Origin of the sequence: Nocardioides sp. (genome assembly GCF_035576065.1) — a bacterium.
Classification (GTDB): Bacteria; Actinomycetota; Actinomycetes; order Propionibacteriales; family Nocardioidaceae; genus Nocardioides.
Window position 1 is genome coordinate 123,341 of the sequence record NZ_DATLWX010000031.1, and the last position, 17,660, is coordinate 141,000.

Here is a 17,660-nt window from a genome sequence, read left to right on the forward strand (position 1 = left end):
ACCAGTGGCTAGCGTGGCGTCCGTGGAGACCCTGATCGCGGAGGACGTGCTGCTGCTCCTGCTCGACGACGAGAAGGGCACGCTGGCGCACGCGGACAAGATCCAGCCGCTGCTCGGGGGTGCGCTCCTCATCGAGCTGGCGCTGGCCGAGCGCATCGAGGTCGCCGACAGGACCAGTCGCTGGAGTACGCCGAAGGTCGCGGTCGTCGGCTGTCCGCGGCCCGACGACCCCCTGCTGGTCGACGCGATTGCGATCATCGAGGAGAAGCCGCGGGGACCCCAGAGCCTGGTCACTCGCTTGGGCAAGGGCACCAAGGAGGTGCTCCTGCACCGCCTCGTGGAGCGAGGACTGGTGCATGCCGCAAGGGGCAAGGTCCTCGGCCTGTTCCCGCGCACCACGTGGCCCGCGGCCGATCGCGGGCACGAGCACGCCCTGCTCGGCAGGCTCGAGGGTCCGCTCGTCCGGGGGCTGCGGGCCGACGAGCGGACCTCCGCGCTGATCTCGTTGCTGGCGGCCATCGATCATGCTCACCACGTGGTCGAGCGCGGCGACGTACCTGCCAAGGAGGTCAAGCGCCGCGCGCAGGAGATCGCCGACGGCGACTGGGCAGCAGCAGCCGTCAAGGACGCTGTCGTCGCAGCGCAGCGGGCGATGACGGCGGCCATCGTGGCCACCACGGCCGCAGCCGCTGCGGGCGGCAGCTGATCGGATCGGCCGAGGCGGCCGGGCGGTGCCGATTCAGCACTAGCGTGGCGTCCATGGAGACCCTGATCGCCGAGGACCTGCTGCTTCTGCTGCTGGACGACGAGTCGGGTCGGTCTACCTTCGCCGGCAGTGACCGCGGGATGGCGCTGGCAGGCGCGCTGCTCAGTGAACTTGCCCTGACCGAGCTGGTCCGGTTCAGGGACACGCCACCAGGCTGGACACGGATCCTGAGCCCGGGTTGGAACACCGCGGAGGTCACTCGCGTGCACGGTGCCGTGTCGGACGACCCGTTGCTCAGCCGAGCACTGTCCGCCATCGACGACAATCCGCGCAAACCGTCGGAACTCATCGTCCCGATGGGTAGGTGGACGACCGATGCGCTGCTCGAGCGCCTCCACCAGAAAGGGTTGATCCAGCCGGTCGAGGTGAAGGTCCTGGGGGTGTTCCCTCGCACGCGCTGGCGGGCAGCTGACCGCACGCGCGAGGCCGAGATCCGCGAGCGGATCCACGCCGCACTGGTGCTGGGCGAGACCCCGGACCACCGCACTTCGGCACTGATCGCCCTGCTCTCCGCGATCGATCAGGCGCAGTACTGCGCCGCAGGGGGCGGCCTCACGCACACCGACATCCAGCGACGAGCGGCGGAGATTCGCGCCGGCGACCGGGTGGCCGAGACCGTCAAGAGCTTGGTCGAGATGAGCGATGACGACCGCATCCCTCCACCGTGACTGCGACGAGGACGCGGACTCCTGGCGCGGGCCACGTCCTCCGGGCCGGCGTGTCCTTCAGCTGAAGTCGAGGTCTCCGGTGCGCGAGCGCTTGAGCTCGTAGAAGTAGGGGAACTTGGCCAGCGCGACAGCGCCGTCCCACATCTCCCCGGCTTCCTCCCCACGCGGGATCTTCGACATGACCGGCCCGAAGAACGCCGAGCCGTTGATGTGGATGGTCGGCGTGCCGACGTCGTCGCCCACGGCGTCCATGCCCTCGTGGTGGCTCTTCGCCACGGCCTCGTCCAGCGACTCGTCGTCCCAGGCCTCGATGAGGTCCGCGGAGAGGCCGACGTCAGCGAGGGACGCCGCGACCATGTCGCGGTCGAGCTCCTCCTGGTTGTTGTGACGACGCGTGCCGATCGCGGTGTACCACTCGCCGAGCGTGGCGTTGTCGTGCTCCTGCGCGATCCTGATCGCGACACGCACGGGCTTCTCCTTGCCGGCCAGCATCTCGCGATAGTCGTCCGGGATGTCCTTGTCCTTGTTGAGGTAGGCCAAGGACATCACGTGCCACTGCACGTCGATGTCACGGACCTGCTCCACCTCACGGATCCAGCGCGACGTGATCCAGGCGAACGGGCAGAGCGGGTCGAACCAGAAGTCAGCAGTGGCCATGACTGCCTCAAGTGCCCGCCGACGGTCACTATTCCCCACTCCGGTGGCAGGATGCCCCGCATGCCTGGAACCAATCTCACGCGGGACGAAGCAGCCACGCGCGCCGCCCTGCTGGACGTCACGTCCTACACCGTCGATCTCGACCTCACCACGGGTGACACGACCTTCGGGTCGACCACCACCCTGGCCTTCACGAGCCGTGAGGTCGGCGCCGCGACGTTCGCCGACCTGGACGGCGCAGAAGTCCGCGAGATCACCCTCAACGGTCGCAGTCTCGACGTCGCCGAGGTGTATGCCGACAGCCGGATCGCCCTCGACGACCTGCAGGCCGACAACGTGCTGGTCGTGAGCGCCGACTGCCCCTACTCCAACACCGGCGAGGGACTGCACCGGTTCGTGGACCCGGCCGACGACCGCGTCTATCTCTACAGCCAGTTCGAGGTGCCCGACGCGCGCCGCGTGTTCACGACGTTCGAGCAGCCCGACCTCAAGTCCGTGTTCACGTTCAACGTCACCGCGCCGAGCCACTGGCGAGTCGTCTCCACCTCTCCCACTCCCACCCCGACCGATCTCGGCGACGGCAGGTCCGTGTGGAACTTCCCGGTCACCGAGCGGATGTCCACCTACATCACCGCCGTCGTGGCCGGCGAGTACCACGAGGTGCTCGACACGTACGAGGGCAAGTACGGCACCATCCCGCTGGGCCACTACTGCCGCCAGTCGCTTGCGGAGCACATGGACACCGACGTGCTGGTCGAGCTGACCAAGCAGAGCTTCGAGTTCTTCGAGGAGAAGTTCGACTACCCCTACCCGTTCCACAAGTACGACCAGCTCTACGTGCCCGAATACAACATGGGCGCGATGGAGAACGCCGCCTGTGTGACGCTCCGCGACGAATACCTCCCCCGGTCGCGTCAGTCCCGGTCGTTCTTCGAGTTCCGCGCCTCCGTCATCACCCACGAGATGGCGCACATGTGGTTCGGCGACCTGGTGACCATGAGGTGGTGGGACGACCTCTGGCTCAACGAGTCGTTCGCCGAGTGGGCGTGCTACTGGTGCGAGGCCGAGGCGACCGAATACACCGAGGCCTGGACCGGCTTCGCCAACGCTCGCAAGCAGACCGGCTACCGCGCCGACCAGCTGCCCTCGACGCACCCGATCGCTGCGGACAACGTCGACCTGCGCGCCGTCGAGGTCAACTTCGACATGATCACCTACGCCAAGGGCGCCTCGGTGCTCAAGCAGCTCGTCGCGTGGGTCGGTCTGGACGCGTTCGTCACCGGCATCCGGCAGTACTTCAAGGACCACGCCTTCGGCAACACGGAGTTCTCCGACCTGCTGTCGGCGCTCGAGAAGTCGTCCGGTCGCGAGCTGGACTCCTGGGCTCAGGAGTGGCTCCAGACCGCGGGCGTCAACACGCTGGCTCCCGTCTTCGAGCTGGACGACGACGGCAACTACGCGTCGTTCTCCATCGCCCAGACCGCGCACCCGGACTGGCCGACGCTGCGCCGCCACCGCCTGGGCATCGGCCTGTATGACGACGTCGACGGCCGCCTCGTCCGCCGCGAATACCTCGAGGTCGATGTCGAAGGTGCTGCCACCGACGTCTCCGAGCTCGTGGGCACGTCCCAGCCGGCACTCCTGCTCCTCAACGACGAGGACCACGCCTACGCCAAGATCCGCCTGGACGAGCGCTCGCTCGCGACGGTCATCGCCGCCCTGTCCAGCGTCGAGGACTCACTGGCTCGCGCCTTGGTGTGGGGGGCAGCGTGGGACATGACCCGGGACGCCGAGATGGCGGCCACCGACTGGGTGCGCCTGGTGCTCGCCAACATCGGCTCCGAGACCGACTCCTGGGGCGTCACCAGGATCCCAGCCATGGCCGCCACGGCCGTCCACCGGTTCAGCCACCCCGACGGCCGCGACGCCCTCAAGGCGGAGTGGGAGCAAGGCATGCGGCAGCTCATGCTCGACGCGGAGCCGGGCAGCGACCAGCAGTTGACCTTCGCGCGCACCTTCTTCGGTGCGGCGAGGAGTGACGGCGCCCTCGACGAGCTCGCCGCCATGCTGGACGGATCGTTCGTCCTCGAGGGCCTGGCCGTCGACCAGGACCTCCGGTGGGCGCTGATCACCGCCCTTGCGCGAGCGGGTCGCTTCGGTGACGCCGAGGTCGACGCCGAGCTCGCCCGCGACAAGACGATCGAGGGCAAGGAGAAGGCGGCGGCGGCACGTGTCGCGCAGCCGACCGCCGAGGCCAAGGCCGCCGGGTGGTCAGCCATCCTCGACCCGGCCACCCCCAACGAGACCTCGAGCCAGATGGTGCTGTCGATCTTCCGGTCCGACCAGGACGAGGTCGTGGCGCCCTACGTGGAGAAGTACCTCGACGCGGCCGAGACAGTGATCGACGCCCTGGGCTTCCACAAGGCCGTGATCGTGCTCGAGTACGGCTTCCCGCTGAGCCTCGGCTCGCCCGAGCTGGTGGCTCGCCTCGACGAGTGGCTCGCCGACAACAACGCGCCCAAGGGTGCCGTCCGGTTCGTGGGTGAGGCTCGCGACGACATCGCCCGAGCCCTCGCTGCCCAGGAGCGCGACGCAGGCTAGAGCCGCCGTGGTCCTCCGGCTGTAACGCCGGGTTACTGCTTGTACCCACTCTGAAACTTCAGGGTGGGTACAGGAAATAACCCGGCGTTACAGCTGCCGGGATCGTGCGCGCCCGGCGTACGGCGAAGGCTCAGACGCCTGCATGCAGGGTGTTCTGCGGCCGGGCGTGCTCGGCCAGCATCGACAACCCGCGCTTGAGCCCGCCCACGAAGTCACCGGCGGCGAAGGCCGACTGCATCGCGATCACCGACAGCTCGACCTCGCGGTCAGTCAGGTGTCGGCGGACCTCGGTCCCGGTGACGACCTCGATCAGCCGTGCCGAGCGGTCCACCAGCACGAGCACGCTGCGGTCAGGGGCCACCAGGGCCGAGTGTAGGCGCTCGGCGTGGTCCCGCGAGTCGCCCTGCGCGCTCCCGATGAACAATGAGAACTCGAAACGGCACGTCTGCTCGGCCGCCCGGATCGCCTTGTCGAGCTCGGCGCGGTCGCGGGAGGTGAGCTCACCAGCTGCCACGGGCTCCACCTGTCTCGCTGCGTCCGGCGTCGCCGGAGGTGAGCTCCTTGGTGCCCGGACGCGGACCGCCGAGCCAGTGGTCCTCGACGTCCTCGTTCGCGGGTGAGACGTCTTCACCGCGGGCGATGGCGGGGAGATAGACGGCAGCGGTGATGAGCACGAAGAGGATTATCGGCACGCCCGCCAGCAGCAGGAGTGCCTGCAGGGTGTCGATCTCCTGGACGGTGCCCCAGCCCTCGGCGGCGTCCGCGTGCGCGGGACCAGCAAGGAACGCCAGACCCAGCGCGGCTGTGGGGAGACTGGCGCGCACGGCGTGCCGAGCAGGGGCGGAGGTGGCGTGGGTGATCACGGGACACAGGATATCGCCATCCTCTGCCGCCCGCGGTGGCCGTGCCCCCGTGCCGGGCTCACCGTGGCGGCGCCCACATCCGGAGCCCGCCTGCGCAGTCGCCATACTGGCGAGCATGCTTTCGCTCTCCGACTCCTGCGCCGAAGACGAATCCATCTGTGAGTGGGTCTGGACCGAGACCGGCAACCAGGGCCTCGCCACCGTCGCCGACTGGTTCGTCGGCAAGCCGCTGGCGCTCATCGGGCTGCTGGTCCTCGGACTGACGATCCGCTGGGTCCTGCACCGGCTGATCGATCGGATCGTCAAGCGCGCCGAGATCGGGATGCTGCCCGACCGGCTGAGCCGAGCCGTCACCGGCGGCAAGGTCGGCGCCGCCCTCAACCTCAGCGAGATGGCCGGCTCGGACCGACGCGTGCAACGCGCGCAGACGATGGGCACGCTGCTCAAGAGCATCGTCACCGGCATCGTGCTGGCGATCGTGGTGACGATGATGTTGAGCGAGATCGGTGTCGACATCGCGCCCGTCGTCGCCAGCGCCGGCATCCTCGGCGTGGCCCTGGGCTTCGGTGCCCAGAGCCTGGTCTCGGACTTCCTGTCCGGCATCTTCATGATCTTCGAGGACCAGTACGGCGTCGGCGACGAGGTCGACCTCGGCGAGGCCACCGGGACGGTCGAGGCGGTGAGCCTGCGTGTGACCCGCCTGCGCGACGTCAACGGCACCGTCTGGTACGTCCGCAACGGCGAGATCCTCCGCGTCGGCAACATGAGCCAGAACTGGGCTCGCACGGTGCTCGACATCAGCGTCGCCTACGGCGAGGACATCGCCCGGGTGCAACGCGTGCTTGCCGACGTCGCCCACGACCTCTGGGAGGAGCCTGACTTCGAGGGGCGCGTCATCGAGGAGCCGTCGGTATGGGGTGTGCAGGACCTGACTCCGGATGCGGTCGTGCTCCGGGTCGCCCTGAAGACCGCCCCGCTCGAGCAGTGGGCGGTGGCCCGGGAGATGCGGCAGCGCATCAAGGCCCGTTTCGACGCCGAGGGCATCGAGATGCCCTTCGCGCAGCGCGTCGTGTGGACACGGACCGAGGGGACCGAACCGGCGCCGCCCCAGACGGACATCGAGGCGGCGCCGGCCGCGAAGGGTCCGGCTCAGGCCGAGGGTCCGGCCACCTGAGCGCTGCTCGCGTCAGGCGAGCGCGGCGTCCAGCGTGATCGGGACCGCGCTGAGCGCCTGCGAGACCGGGCAACCGGCCTTGGCCGCCTCGGCGAGCTCGACGAACGTGTCGTTCTCGATGCCGTCGACGACGCCGCGGACGGTGAGCTTGATGCCGGTGATGCCGGTGCCCGGCGTGAGCTCCACCTCGGCGGTGGTGTCCAGCGAGGTGGCGGGCGTGTCGTTCTTGGCCAAGCCGTTGGAGAACGCCATCGAGAAGCACGACGAGTGCGCCGCCGCGATGAGTTCCTCAGGACTGGTCTTGCCGTTGGGCTCCTCGGCGCGGGCGGGCCACGTCACGTCGTAGGTGCCGAGGCCGGAGGACTCGAGGGTGACCTTGCCGGCGCCCTCGAACAGGGTGCCTTCCCAGTGCGTGGTCGCGGTGCGGGTGGTGGGCATGAATGCTCCTTGCGCGGATGGGACTGCTGTCGCGACCGAGTCTTCCACGCCCTCGTGACGGGCTGGCTACGACCGCAGGACACAATGGAGGCCGTGAGCACCTTCTACGACGAGATCGGCGGCGAGGCGACCATCCGTCAGATCGTGCACACGTTCTACGAGGGCGTGGCCGACGATCCCGTGCTCCGCCCCCTCTATCTCGAGGAGGACCTCGGTCCGGCCGAGGATCGCTTCGCGCTGTTCCTCATGCAGTACTGGGGTGGCCCGACGACCTACGGCGACACCAGGGGGCACCCGCGGCTCCGCATGCGGCACGGGCCCTTCGCCGTCACTCCCGAGTCCGCCGAGCGCTGGCTGGTCCACTTCCGGGAGGGCCTGGACCAGGCGGACCTCACTCCTGAGCAGGACGCGAAGTTCTGGGCCTACGTCACCCATGCCGCGCAGTTCATGGTGAACACGCTGCAGTGACCTCTCAGCTCTGGGCCGCCGCGAGCATCGCCTCTCGGTAGGCAGCCGGCGGCTTCACCGATCGCTGGGTGGCGGAGTCGAAGAACACCAGGACGACCCGGGCTCGGGACAACAGGACGTCGCCGTCCCGGATCTCCGACTCGATCGTGAACGACTTGGTGCCGACGTAGGTGATGCGTGAGTTCACGTCGTAGGGCTCGAGCCGGAAGAGGATCGGCGCCTTGTACTCGACGTCGGTCTGGGCGACCACCACGTGCATGCCGTCGGCTCGACCCACCTTGCGACCCAGCCGCTCCATCAGCGGGATCCGCGCCTCCTGGAAGTACTCGAAGTACTTCACGTTGTTGACGTGGCCGTAGACGTCCACATCGGAGAAGCGCACGTGCAACGGGTAGTGACCGGGCTCCCACGGGACGATGGGCGCCATCCTCACCGACGTGGAGGGCGTCTCCTCGAGGTACGGCGCCAGGGCGGCCCTCTCGTCGGGGGTCAGTCGGCGCGGGCGCTCGGTGGAGAAGACGTAGGGCGTCAGCACGGTCGTCGCGCGCAGGTGGACGACCCGCCCCTCGGGCGTCTCGTCGAAGATCTCGTAGGCCAGAGTGAAGCTGGCGGCACGGATTTCGGTCACCCAGCACTCGATGCTGATCGGTCGGAACCTGAAGGTGAGCGGGGCCAGATAGCTGACCTCGTGGCGGACGACCACGACACCCTCGACGAGTCCCTGGTCGTCCTCACCCCGGACGGCGGGACCGTGGCTGCGCATCATGTCGACGCGCGCCTCTTGCAGGTAGTCCACGTAGACGACGTTGTTCACGTGTCCGAGCAGGTCGAGGTCGGCCCAGCGCATCGGGCACTGATAGAGGTGGCGCACGCCGCGATCGTCGCAGAACAGCGCCACCCCCGGGTCAGCGGGAGATCAGTGGGCGCCGAGCAGGTTGCCGTAGTAGGCCGGAATCGTGGCCTGACGCGCGAGGCGCACCCTGCGGTGGACGGTCAGGGACTCGGCCAGGGCGCCGACGGCGAGCAGCACGACGAGACCGGCGAGCACGACGAAGCCGAAGACGAAGGAGTTGAGGTTGATCAGATCGAAGGTCATGACGCATCCTTTCTACATATGTAGAACTTCTACATGTGTAGAAGGTAGTCCGCGGATCGGCCCCGGGGCAAGTGGATGGGTAGTGTCCTGCCTCACTCAGCCCGGAAGGCAGCACCCATGAGCGACTCCCCTTGTGTGCCGCACGAGCTCTCCGCGCGCCGCCGCGAGATCCTGGACGCGGCGGTGACCGTCCTGGCGGACCTGGGTTGGCGGGGACTCACGCATCGCGCCATCGATCGGGAGGCCGGGCTGCCGGAGGGATCGAGCTCGGCCTACTACCGCTCCCGGGACGCACTGCAGCAGGCATTGCTGGAGTACGTCGTCGGATTCGTCGCCGCGGACGTGGCAGAGCTGGCCGCCGAGCTCGAACGGCGCCCGGGCGACGTGGAGCACGCCGTGACGGCCACCACGACCACCATCCATCGCTGGCTCGAGCAGTCCGACCGCTGCAAGGCCAGGCTCGAGCTCACGATGGCCGCGACCCGCGACCCCGACCTGGCGCTGCGGCTGACGGAGTCGCGACAAGGGCTGACGGAGGTCGTCGACGGCATCCTCGAGCGTGGCGGGCACGACCACTCCGGCGCCGTCGCCGCAACAGTCGTGGCTGCCGTGGACGGCGTACTCGTCTCTGCTCTCCTCCAACCCCCCGAAGAGCGGGCAGCCATGGTCTCGAACAGCCTCGATCTCCTGCTCGGATCCCTCCTCGGCGGCAGGCCCGGGCCATGACGGGACCATGACGGGGCCATGACGCAGGCCACAGCACGTGGCATTGGACCGGTCTCGACCTGGGACTAGGGTGGCTCGGGCATCCAGCCCCCCCTCTTGTGATTCGGAGTTCTCATGCCCGAGGCAGTGATCGTTTCCGCAGCCCGCTCCCCCATCGGCCGCGCCAACAAGGGGTCACTCAAGGACTTCCGCCCCGACGAGCTGAGTGCCTTCATCGTCAAGACGGCGCTGGACAAGATCCCTGCCCTGGACCGCAAGACCGTCGATGACGTCTACCTCGGCTGCGGCCTCCCGGGCGGCGAGAGCGGCAACAACATGGGCCGGATCATCAACCTGCTCAACGACATGGACGAAGTCCCCGGCGCGACGATCACGCGCTACTGCGCCTCGTCGGTGCAGACCACCCGGATGGCCTTCCACGCCATCAAGGCCGGCGAGGGCGACGTGTTCATCTCGGCCGGCGTGGAGACTGTCTCGCGCTTCGCGAAGGGCACCTCGGACCACCTGCCCGGCACCCGCAACGAGGCGTTCGTCGACGCCGAGGCCCGCACGGAGAAGCTCGCCGGGGGCGGCCAGACCTGGCACGACCCGCGCGAGGACGGATCCCTTCCCGACGCCTACATCGCGATGGGCCAGACGGCCGAGAACGTCGCCCAGCTGCACGGCCTGGACCGCAAGGAGCTCGACGAGTTCGCAGTCCGTTCCCAGAACCTCGCCGAGAAGGCGATCAACGACGGCTTCTGGGCGCGCGAGATCACCCCGGTGACGACTCCGGACGGCACGGTCGTCTCCTCCGACGACGGCCCGCGCGCCGGCGTCACCTACGACGCGATCGCCTCGCTCCAGCCGGTCTTCCGCCCCGACGGCGTGGTGACGGCCGGCAACTGCTGCGCGCTCAACGACGGTGCTGCGGCCGTGGTCCTCATGTCGGACACGAAGGCCGCCGAGCTCGGCCTGAAGCCGCTTGCTCGCATCATCTCCACCGGCGTCTCCGGCCTCTCGCCCGAGATCATGGGCATGGGTCCGGTGGAGGCCACCCGACGCGCCCTCGCCCACGCCGGTATGTCGATCGATGACATCGACCTCGTCGAGATCAACGAGGCTTTCGCAGCGCAGGTCGTGCCGTCCTACCAGGAGCTCGGCATCGACCTCGACCGGCTCAACGTCAACGGCGGGGCGATCGCGGTGGGTCATCCGTTCGGCATGACCGGCGCCCGGTTGCAGAACACGATGCTCAACTCCCTCGACTGGCACGACAAGACGACCGGTCTGATCACGATGTGCGTCGGCGGCGGCCAGGGGATGGCGTTGATCATGGAGCGGCTGAGCTGATCGACCGCCGGGGGCGCAGCGAACAGCGAGCACCCGGCTTCGCTGTTCGTCTGCGCTCCTCGGCCCGAGTCGATACCCTCACTCAGCACGTCTGCGACTTTCAGGCGGACGCGTCTAGAGGAGAACACCAGCACATGGACAAGTCTCGGGAGCCGCGCTGGCTCGAAGGAGCGCAGCAGCACTCATGGCGAGCGCTCGTCATCGGCACCACCTTGCTGATGGATCGTCTTGACGACGACCTGCGTCGCGGCTTCAACATCTCCCTGACCGAGTACGAGATCCTCGTGCGCCTCTCCGAGCGGCCCGAGCGCAGCATCCGGATGGCCCAGCTCGCCGACGCGCTCGCGCACTCCCGCAGCCGGGTCACGCACACGATCGACCGGATGGAGAAGGCCGGGTACGTCGTCCGCGGCAGCGCCCCCGAGGACGGCCGTGGCATCGTCGCGACGATGACCGACAAGGGCCTCGAGCTCCTGGCCGAAGCTGCCCCTCTCCATGTGGAGGGCGTGCGCTCCTACCTGGTCGACGTCGCCGACCCGGCCGACTTCGAGGCCGTGGGCCGCGTGATGGACGCGGTGTCCGACCAGCTGATCGCCGGTCACCCGGAGATGGAAATTCGCTGACGCTCGTCCGGCGGAGCCTGGCGTCCGGCGGTGGCACAGCCACCTTCCGCCCGGTCCTCCATGTGGCTCACACACCTCTGGGCTGGACCCTCCGGTAGTCGCCCGGCGCAACTGGCGGCGCACGACAGGCAAGCCGACCATCTGAGCGTCGTACGCCGCCAGTTGGTGCTCGGCGACGCTGACACGGCCCCGGCGGTGGCACAGCCACCCTTCGCAATTCTCGAAGGTGGTTCACCCACCTCTCGGCGGCCCCTTCGACAGCCGCCCGGCGCAAGTGGCGGCGCACGACAGACAAATCGGCGGTCTGAGCGTCGTACGCCGCCAGTTGGTGCTCGGCGACGGATGCAACCACCGCAGCGTCGGACGTCATCGCGGACGTCCGGCCCGACCCTCAGTCGGCCGCCCAGGCAAACACCGCAATGATGCTCGCGAGCAGCGGGATCATGCCCAGCCAAGAGGTCCGGTCAGACCAGTGGCGGTGCCAGCTGATCAGCGGGACGACGACGGAGGCAGCGCCGACCAGAAGCCCGGCGACCAGAACCGGACCGCGCGTCTCCACCGCGGCGTACGCCATGAGGACCAGACCGAGCAAGAGTGTCCCGATCGCCAGCTGATCGAGGATGAACCCCTGGATCGCCCGAGCGGCAGCACCCCACGCCGAGCCGTGGTCGTTGTCGGGGCTGTCGGGTCCGTTGGCGGCCAGCTCAGTCGCGCGTGAGGCGGCGGTGCGTGACCCGATGGGGGCGAGCTGCCTCGATGCCGAGCCGGGCGATCTTGTTCTCCTCGTAGGCAGCGAAGTTGCCCTCGAACCAGAACCAGTTGGCTGGGTCCTCGGCGTCACCCTCCCAGGCCAGGATGTGGGTCGCCACCCGGTCCAGGAACCACCGGTCGTGAGACGTGACCACGGCACAGCCGGGGAAGTCGAGCAGGGCGTCCTCGAGCGACTGCAGGGTCTCCACGTCAAGGTCGTTGGTGGGCTCGTCGAGGAGCAGCATGTTGCCGCCCATCTTCAGCGTCAGCGCGAGGTTGAGCCGGTTGCGCTCACCGCCGGACAGGACGCCGGCCTTCTTCTGCTGGTCAGGCCCCTTGAAGCCGAAGGAGGCGACGTAGGCGCGCGAGTTCATCTCGAAGTTGGCGACCTTGATGAAGTCCAGACCGTCGGAGACGACCTCCCACACGTTCTTCTGCGGGTCGATGCCGCCGCGGCTCTGGTCGACGTAGGAGATCTTGACCGTCTGGCCGACCTTGAGCTCGCCCCTGTCGGGCTTCTCCTCACCGGTGATCATCCGGAACAACGTGGTCTTGCCGACGCCGTTGGGGCCAATGACCCCGACGATGCCCGCGCGCGGCAGCGAGAAGGACAGGTTGTGCATGAGGGTGCGGTCCTCGAAGCCCTTCTCGAGGTCGTCGGCCTCGAGCACGATGTCGCCGAGCCGGGGGCCAGCGGGAATGTTGATCTCGGAGGTGTCGATCTTGCGCATCCGGTCGGCCTCGGCCGCCATCTCCTCGTAGCGACCCAGCCTGGACTTGCTCTTCGTCTGGCGAGCCTTGGCGTTGGACCGCACCCACTCGAGCTCGCGCTCGAGCATCTTGGCGCGCTTGGCGTCCTTCTGCCCCTCGATCTTCAGTCGACCCTGCTTGGTCTCGAGGTAGGTCGTGTAGTTGCCCTCGTAGGGGTGCGCCTGGCCGCGGTCGAGCTCGAGGATCCAGGAGGCGACGTTGTCGAGGAAGTAGCGATCGTGGGTCACGGCCAGGACCGCACCGGGGTAGGAGGCGAGGTGGCCCTCGAGCCACTGCACCGACTCAGCGTCGAGGTGGTTGGTGGGCTCGTCGAGCAGGAGGAGGCTGGGCTGCTGGAGCAGCAGCTTGCACAGCGCGACGCGCCGGCGCTCACCACCGGACAGGTTGTCAACGAGGACGTCCGGGGGCGGACAACGCAGGGCGTCCATGGCCTGGTCCAGGCGGCTGTCGAGATCCCACGCGTTGGCGTGGTCCAGGTCGGTCTGCAGGTCGCCCATCTCGGCGAGCAGGGTGTCGAAGTCGGCGTCGGGGTCGGCCATCAGCTCGGAGATCTCGTTGTAGCGGTTGAGCTTGCCCTTGATCTCGCCGACGGCCTCCTCGACGTTCTCCAGGACGGTCTTGCCCTCGCTCAGGGGCGGCTCCTGCTGGAGCATGCCCACGGTCGCGCCGGGGTCGAGGATCGCATCACCGTTGTTGGCCTTGTCGAGGCCAGCCATGATCTTCAGGAGCGACGACTTGCCCGTGCCGTTGGGGCCGACGACACCGATCTTGGCGCCGTGCAGGAACGAGAGGGTGACGTTGTCGAGGACAACCTTGTCACCGTGGGCCTTGCGCACGTTGCGCAGGGTAAAGACGTATTCAGCCATGCCCCGGAGCCTACGGGGCTCGGCGCTGTGTCAATAAACGGCAGAGTCCTGAGACCTTCCCGCCGGCCGCCGCGTCCTTGGGATGTGGATGCAACTCAGCCCCCGACATCCGGCGGCACCTGGCCCGCTCGGGAGAGGATGACTCATGCGAGATTCCCCGCCGATCGACGAGGACTTCACGGCGTTCGTCGCGGCTCGCTCACCAGCGCTCTACCGCAGTGCCTGGCTGTTGACGACCAGCGCTCCGGCGGCCGAGGACCTCGTGCAGTCCGCGCTGGCGAAGGCCTACGTGCACTGGCGCAGGGTCCAGGCGGCCGACGACCCTGCGGCATACGTCCATGGCATCGTCCTCAAGACCTTCCTGAGCAACCGGCGCCGGCGAAGCAGCGGCGAGATCCCGGTCGACGCACCGCCGGACCGACCGAGCAGTGATCGGGACCCGACCGAACGGCTTGCTCTGATGGCGGCCCTACGCACGCTGCCTCCTCTCGACCGCGCCGTCGTCGTGCTGCGCTACTGGGAGGACCGCTCGGTCGACGAGACCGCCCACACGCTCCGGCTCTCCCCCGCGGCCGTCAAGAACCGCTCGTTGCGCGCACTCGCACGGCTGCGCCTGACCCTCATCGATCCCGAGCTCCTCGAGCTCGCCAGCACGGAGGCACGCCATGACTCACACGGATGACCAGCTGGGCCAACACGAAGCCGAGCTGCACGACCTGCTCGAGCGCACGGTCAACGCGGTCCCCGTCCCGGTGGGTCTCGCACCGTCCGCACTGCAGCACGGACGTCGGCTGCGGACGCGTCGGCGTGCCGGCCTGGCCGCTAGCTTCGCCGCAGGCACGGCCGCGGCCGCCGTAGCAGCGGCGCTCATCGTGCCGAACGCGCTTGGCGGCTCCGTGTCCTCCATCGACCCGGCGGGCGGCCCCACCTCCGCCACCGCGTCGGAGCCGCCCGAGCCGCCCGCTCGGGTCGACTGGCCTGCTGGCTGGTGGGACATGCTGGCCCCCGACATGGTCGCCGCGGTAGGGGCCATCCTTCCCGACGACGTGGTCGTGAGGTCATCGGGTCCCCTCATTGCCGACACCGCGGAGGGCGGCGTCGCGTTGGGCTATATCGCCCCCCGCCTGACTGGACCCACCGGACCGGGAACGCTCTACCTGACGCTGTTGCCGAACGTCGATTTCCTAACGGCTCCGGGCCTCCCGGTCACAACGCCTACCACCGGTCCCGCGCCGTCGCTCTCGGATGCTGACGCCCTCTCCTGCCCGGCCAACCTATCGACGCGCGTGCAGTGCGAGGTGCTCCGTGCACCCGACGGCACCGTGAGCGGCCGACGCTCATCAACGACCTCCGGTCTGATCACCAACCTCGAGGTCGTCCTGCAGCGCGACGGCGGCACGGTCTATGCCGCGGCCATCAACAACCTGGACGGGGGATCGGACGGCCAGCCCGGCGCCTCGGCGGACGAACCACCCCTCACCCTCGACCAGCTGGAGGACCTGGTCCGCAACGACACCTGGGTGATGCCGGCGACCTGATCACCGGGCGCACCGCCTGCGACTTCTACGCCGCGTCCGCCTCGGAGACTGTCTCCGGGGCGGGCGCGTCCGTGGCGAAGGCCGGAATGGGCTGGCTCAGTGGCGCGGCCCACGGGTCGGTGGTGACGGGCTGCTGCGGCGACACGACCGCCTCCGGTCGCGCCGGCTTGGTAAAGACCGCCGTCCCCCGGGACAGGTCGTGCCCCACCGAGGTGGCCGTGATGACCAGCTGGGTGTTGACCGTGCCGTCCTCCTTGGTCCAGACATCCGCCTCCAGACGACCGTGGACGACGACCGGGTCACCGCTGTTGATCGACCTCGCGACGTTGTCGGCGAGGGTGCGCCAGGCCTTCACCTGGTACCACGTGGTGTTGCCGTCCTTCCACTCGTTGTTGCGCAACCGTCGCGGCGTCGTTGCGACGCGGAAGTTGGCCACGGGCTGTCCGCCGGCGACTTCGCGCAGCGTCACGTCGGAGCCGACCCAACCGGTCAGGGTGATGTAGGTATCGTTCATCAGAGTGCCTCCTCGCTTCGGGGACGGAGTGTCCGCCCTCGGAGCCAAGACTGCGGCGAGGCACTGACAACGAGTCAGGGACGCACGCAGGTCTGTGGACAGGCTGCGACGTACGCATGCCTGTGGACGTGCAGCGACCCGGCTGGGCTACTTGAGGGCGGTCGCCAGACCGTCGCGCATGGCCGAGTATGCCGCCAGCTCGGCCTGGATCGGCGCGACGACGATCTCGCCCGAGACCTCGGAGATCGCGTCGCGGAGCCGCTTGTCGGCAGCGCGGGCGCGCCTGCGGGCGGTCAGTCCGACGAGCACGCGGCACACCATGGCGAGCAGCACCCCGAGCAGGATCCCGCCCAACAACATCAGCGTCGGGAGCGGGAGCCCGAACAGCGTGGGGGTATCGATGTCGGGGAGCCGGGCGTAGGAGCCGAACGCGAGGAGTGCCAGCCACAGGCCCCCGACCACGGAGGTGACGATCAGCAGCCACTGCAGGACGCGCACGAGACCGGCCCAGATCGGGATCTTCTCGGCACCCAGGTCGGTCGCGGCCACGGCTCGGTCCAGGCGGTCGTTGAGGTCGGTCAACCTCGACGTGGACGCCTTGCGGATCGCGGTCGCCCACGGCTGCCCCATGTCGTCGGAGACCTGGTCGGCCAGCGCGCGCACCTCGGTGTCCACCCGCGCCTTCTGCACGCCCGTCGCCTGGGGCACGGACGTGCGAGACGCACCGGTGAGCTGCTTGCCCGCGGCGCCGAGGTCAAGGTGCAGCCGCTTGAGCGGGTCGGGCTTGAACTTGGAGAACCAGGCAGTCACGGGCCACCCGGTCGCCCTGTTGGCCCGGATGCGGGTCGAGTCCTCGACGGCTTTGACGACGGTCGGGACGCCGGCGGCGTCGGCGAAGGCGTCGTCGAGCGCAGCCACGCGTTCCTTCGACAGCGAGCGCACCGACGACGTCCCCGAGACCGCCTGCAGTCGCTCGGCCGCGGCGCGAACGTCGGCCGCCAAGCGCGTCCGCGTCGCCTTCTTCTCGGCCACCCGCTTGGCGATCTGCTTCTTCAGCTCGTCGATGCCCCACTCGTGCCGGGCGCTGATGCCGAGCACCGGGACCCCACCGAGGCCATCGGCCTCGAGCAGCCGGCGCACATCGGCGAGCATCCCCTCTCGGCGCTCCTCCGGGACCGTGTCGATGTGGTTGAGCACCACCAGCATCACGTCCTTGTGGGACGCGAGCGGTGCGAGATAGCGATTGTGGATCGCGGCGTCGGCGTACTTCTGCGGATCGAGCACCCAGACGAACATGTCGGCCAGCCGCACCAGCCGGTCGACCTCGAGGTGGTGCGAGACCTCGGTCGAGTCGTGGTCGGGCAGGTCGAGGAGCACGACCCCTTGCAGGGCGTTGTCCTCCTTGCCCGTCGACAGCATGGAGTCACGGGTCACCTGGTGGCGTGCCGGGATCCCCAGCCACTCGAGCAGTTCCTCGGCGCCCGCCTGGCCCCACACGCAGGCGGTGGCCCACGACGTCGTGGGGCGGCGGACACCCACGGCCGACAGCTCGAGCTCGGTCAGTGCGTTGAACGTCGATGACTTGCCGGATCCGGTCGCCCCGGCGAGCGCCACGACGGTGTGCTCTGCCGAGAGCTTGAGTCGACCGGCGGCCCGCTCGACCACCGCGCGGGCGTCCTCGACGACGGCGGAGTCGACCCGTCCCTCGGCGTTCTCGACGGCCTGCTCGAGACCCTGGACCCGCGCACCGATGTCAGAACTCCGCGAGATGAGCCTCTTGGCTCCCTCGAGCAAGGACGTCATGGTCTC

General features: G+C 68.8%; 20 protein-coding genes. 10 read left to right on the plus strand and 10 right to left on the minus strand.

What is annotated here, in order from left to right; all coding sequences use genetic code 11:
- Positions 1-22: 22 nt before the first annotated feature.
- The gene (locus tag VNJ48_RS15370; protein ID WP_325603620.1) at positions 23-706 is read left to right on the plus strand and encodes a GOLPH3/VPS74 family protein; all 684 of its coding nucleotides are present in this window, start codon (positions 23-25) and stop codon (positions 704-706) included.
- Between the two features lie 53 nt (positions 707-759).
- Positions 760-1,434, plus strand: a complete 675-nt coding sequence (locus VNJ48_RS15375) for a GOLPH3/VPS74 family protein (protein ID WP_325603622.1) — start codon at positions 760-762, stop codon at positions 1,432-1,434.
- A gap of 57 nt (positions 1,435-1,491) precedes the next feature.
- Here the strand turns inward: VNJ48_RS15375 and VNJ48_RS15380 are convergent, their stop codons facing one another.
- Complete coding sequence (locus VNJ48_RS15380) at positions 1,492-2,091, minus strand: DsbA family protein (protein ID WP_325603624.1); 600 nt, start codon at positions 2,089-2,091, stop codon at positions 1,492-1,494.
- A 60-nt stretch (positions 2,092-2,151) separates the two neighbouring features.
- Between VNJ48_RS15380 and pepN the strand changes: the two genes are divergently transcribed.
- Positions 2,152-4,692, plus strand: coding sequence for an aminopeptidase N (gene pepN / locus VNJ48_RS15385; RefSeq protein WP_325603626.1), 2,541 nt, complete (start codon positions 2,152-2,154; stop codon positions 4,690-4,692).
- A 130-nt stretch (positions 4,693-4,822) separates the two neighbouring features.
- On the opposite strand, the gene VNJ48_RS15390 is transcribed toward pepN, so the two are convergent.
- A complete protein-coding gene (locus VNJ48_RS15390) occupies positions 4,823-5,206 on the minus strand; it encodes a DUF5130 family protein (RefSeq protein ID WP_325603628.1) in 384 nt (127 codons plus the stop codon).
- Positions 5,193-5,555, minus strand: a complete 363-nt coding sequence (locus tag VNJ48_RS15395; protein ID WP_325603630.1) for a hypothetical protein — start codon at positions 5,553-5,555, stop codon at positions 5,193-5,195. Before VNJ48_RS15395 ends, VNJ48_RS15390 begins: the two co-directional genes overlap by 14 nt.
- A gap of 115 nt (positions 5,556-5,670) precedes the next feature.
- On the opposite strand from VNJ48_RS15395, the gene VNJ48_RS15400 reads away from it, so the two are divergent.
- Positions 5,671-6,729: a mechanosensitive ion channel family protein gene (locus VNJ48_RS15400; protein ID WP_325603632.1), complete on the plus strand. Its 1,059-nt coding sequence runs from the start codon at positions 5,671-5,673 to the stop codon at positions 6,727-6,729.
- A gap of 12 nt (positions 6,730-6,741) precedes the next feature.
- Here the strand turns inward: VNJ48_RS15400 and VNJ48_RS15405 are convergent, their stop codons facing one another.
- Positions 6,742-7,167 (minus strand): OsmC family protein, encoded by a 426-nt coding sequence (locus VNJ48_RS15405; protein WP_325603634.1) that lies wholly within the window; start codon positions 7,165-7,167, stop codon positions 6,742-6,744.
- A gap of 84 nt (positions 7,168-7,251) precedes the next feature.
- Here VNJ48_RS15405 and VNJ48_RS15410 point away from each other — a divergent pair, with 84 nt between their 5' ends.
- Positions 7,252-7,635, plus strand: a complete 384-nt coding sequence (locus VNJ48_RS15410; protein ID WP_325603636.1) for a globin — start codon at positions 7,252-7,254, stop codon at positions 7,633-7,635.
- Positions 7,636-7,639: 4 nt separating this feature from the next.
- Here VNJ48_RS15410 and VNJ48_RS15415 read toward each other — a convergent pair whose 3' ends face one another.
- On the minus strand, positions 7,640-8,506 hold the full coding sequence (locus VNJ48_RS15415) for a thioesterase family protein (protein WP_325603637.1): 867 nt from the start codon (positions 8,504-8,506) through the stop codon (positions 7,640-7,642).
- 45 nt (positions 8,507-8,551) lie between these two features.
- Positions 8,552-8,731 carry a hypothetical protein gene (locus VNJ48_RS15420; protein ID WP_325603639.1) on the minus strand — a complete coding sequence of 60 codons (180 nt, stop codon included), beginning with the start codon at positions 8,729-8,731 and terminating at the stop codon, positions 8,552-8,554.
- A gap of 117 nt (positions 8,732-8,848) precedes the next feature.
- On the opposite strand from VNJ48_RS15420, the gene VNJ48_RS15425 reads away from it, so the two are divergent.
- From VNJ48_RS15425 to VNJ48_RS15435, 3 genes are all read left to right on the plus strand, one after another.
- Positions 8,849-9,457 (plus strand): TetR/AcrR family transcriptional regulator, encoded by a 609-nt coding sequence (locus VNJ48_RS15425; protein ID WP_325603641.1) that lies wholly within the window; start codon positions 8,849-8,851, stop codon positions 9,455-9,457.
- A 114-nt stretch (positions 9,458-9,571) separates the two neighbouring features.
- Complete coding sequence (locus tag VNJ48_RS15430) at positions 9,572-10,789, plus strand: acetyl-CoA C-acetyltransferase (RefSeq protein WP_325603643.1); 1,218 nt, start codon at positions 9,572-9,574, stop codon at positions 10,787-10,789.
- Positions 10,790-10,923: 134 nt separating this feature from the next.
- Complete coding sequence (locus tag VNJ48_RS15435; RefSeq protein WP_325603645.1) at positions 10,924-11,412, plus strand: MarR family winged helix-turn-helix transcriptional regulator; 489 nt, start codon at positions 10,924-10,926, stop codon at positions 11,410-11,412.
- 391 nt (positions 11,413-11,803) lie between these two features.
- Here the strand turns inward: VNJ48_RS15435 and VNJ48_RS15440 are convergent, their stop codons facing one another.
- Entirely contained in the window at positions 11,804-11,986 is a 183-nt protein-coding gene (locus tag VNJ48_RS15440; RefSeq protein WP_325603647.1) for a hypothetical protein, read from the minus strand.
- 130 nt (positions 11,987-12,116) lie between these two features.
- Positions 12,117-13,799: an energy-dependent translational throttle protein EttA gene (ettA, locus tag VNJ48_RS15445; protein WP_325603648.1), complete on the minus strand. Its 1,683-nt coding sequence runs from the start codon at positions 13,797-13,799 to the stop codon at positions 12,117-12,119.
- A 145-nt stretch (positions 13,800-13,944) separates the two neighbouring features.
- Here ettA and VNJ48_RS15450 point away from each other — a divergent pair, with 145 nt between their 5' ends.
- On the plus strand, positions 13,945-14,481 hold the full coding sequence (locus VNJ48_RS15450; protein WP_325603650.1) for a SigE family RNA polymerase sigma factor: 537 nt from the start codon (positions 13,945-13,947) through the stop codon (positions 14,479-14,481).
- Entirely contained in the window at positions 14,465-15,337 is an 873-nt protein-coding gene (locus VNJ48_RS15455) for a hypothetical protein (protein WP_325603652.1), read from the plus strand. Before VNJ48_RS15450 ends, VNJ48_RS15455 begins: the two co-directional genes overlap by 17 nt.
- Before the next feature lie 25 nt (positions 15,338-15,362).
- Here the strand turns inward: VNJ48_RS15455 and VNJ48_RS15460 are convergent, their stop codons facing one another.
- Positions 15,363-15,851, minus strand: coding sequence for a single-stranded DNA-binding protein (locus VNJ48_RS15460; protein WP_325603654.1), 489 nt, complete (start codon positions 15,849-15,851; stop codon positions 15,363-15,365).
- A 147-nt stretch (positions 15,852-15,998) separates the two neighbouring features.
- Positions 15,999-17,654 carry a GTPase gene (locus tag VNJ48_RS15465; RefSeq protein WP_325603656.1) on the minus strand — a complete coding sequence of 552 codons (1,656 nt, stop codon included), beginning with the start codon at positions 17,652-17,654 and terminating at the stop codon, positions 15,999-16,001.
- Between the last annotated feature and the right edge of the window lie 6 nt (positions 17,655-17,660).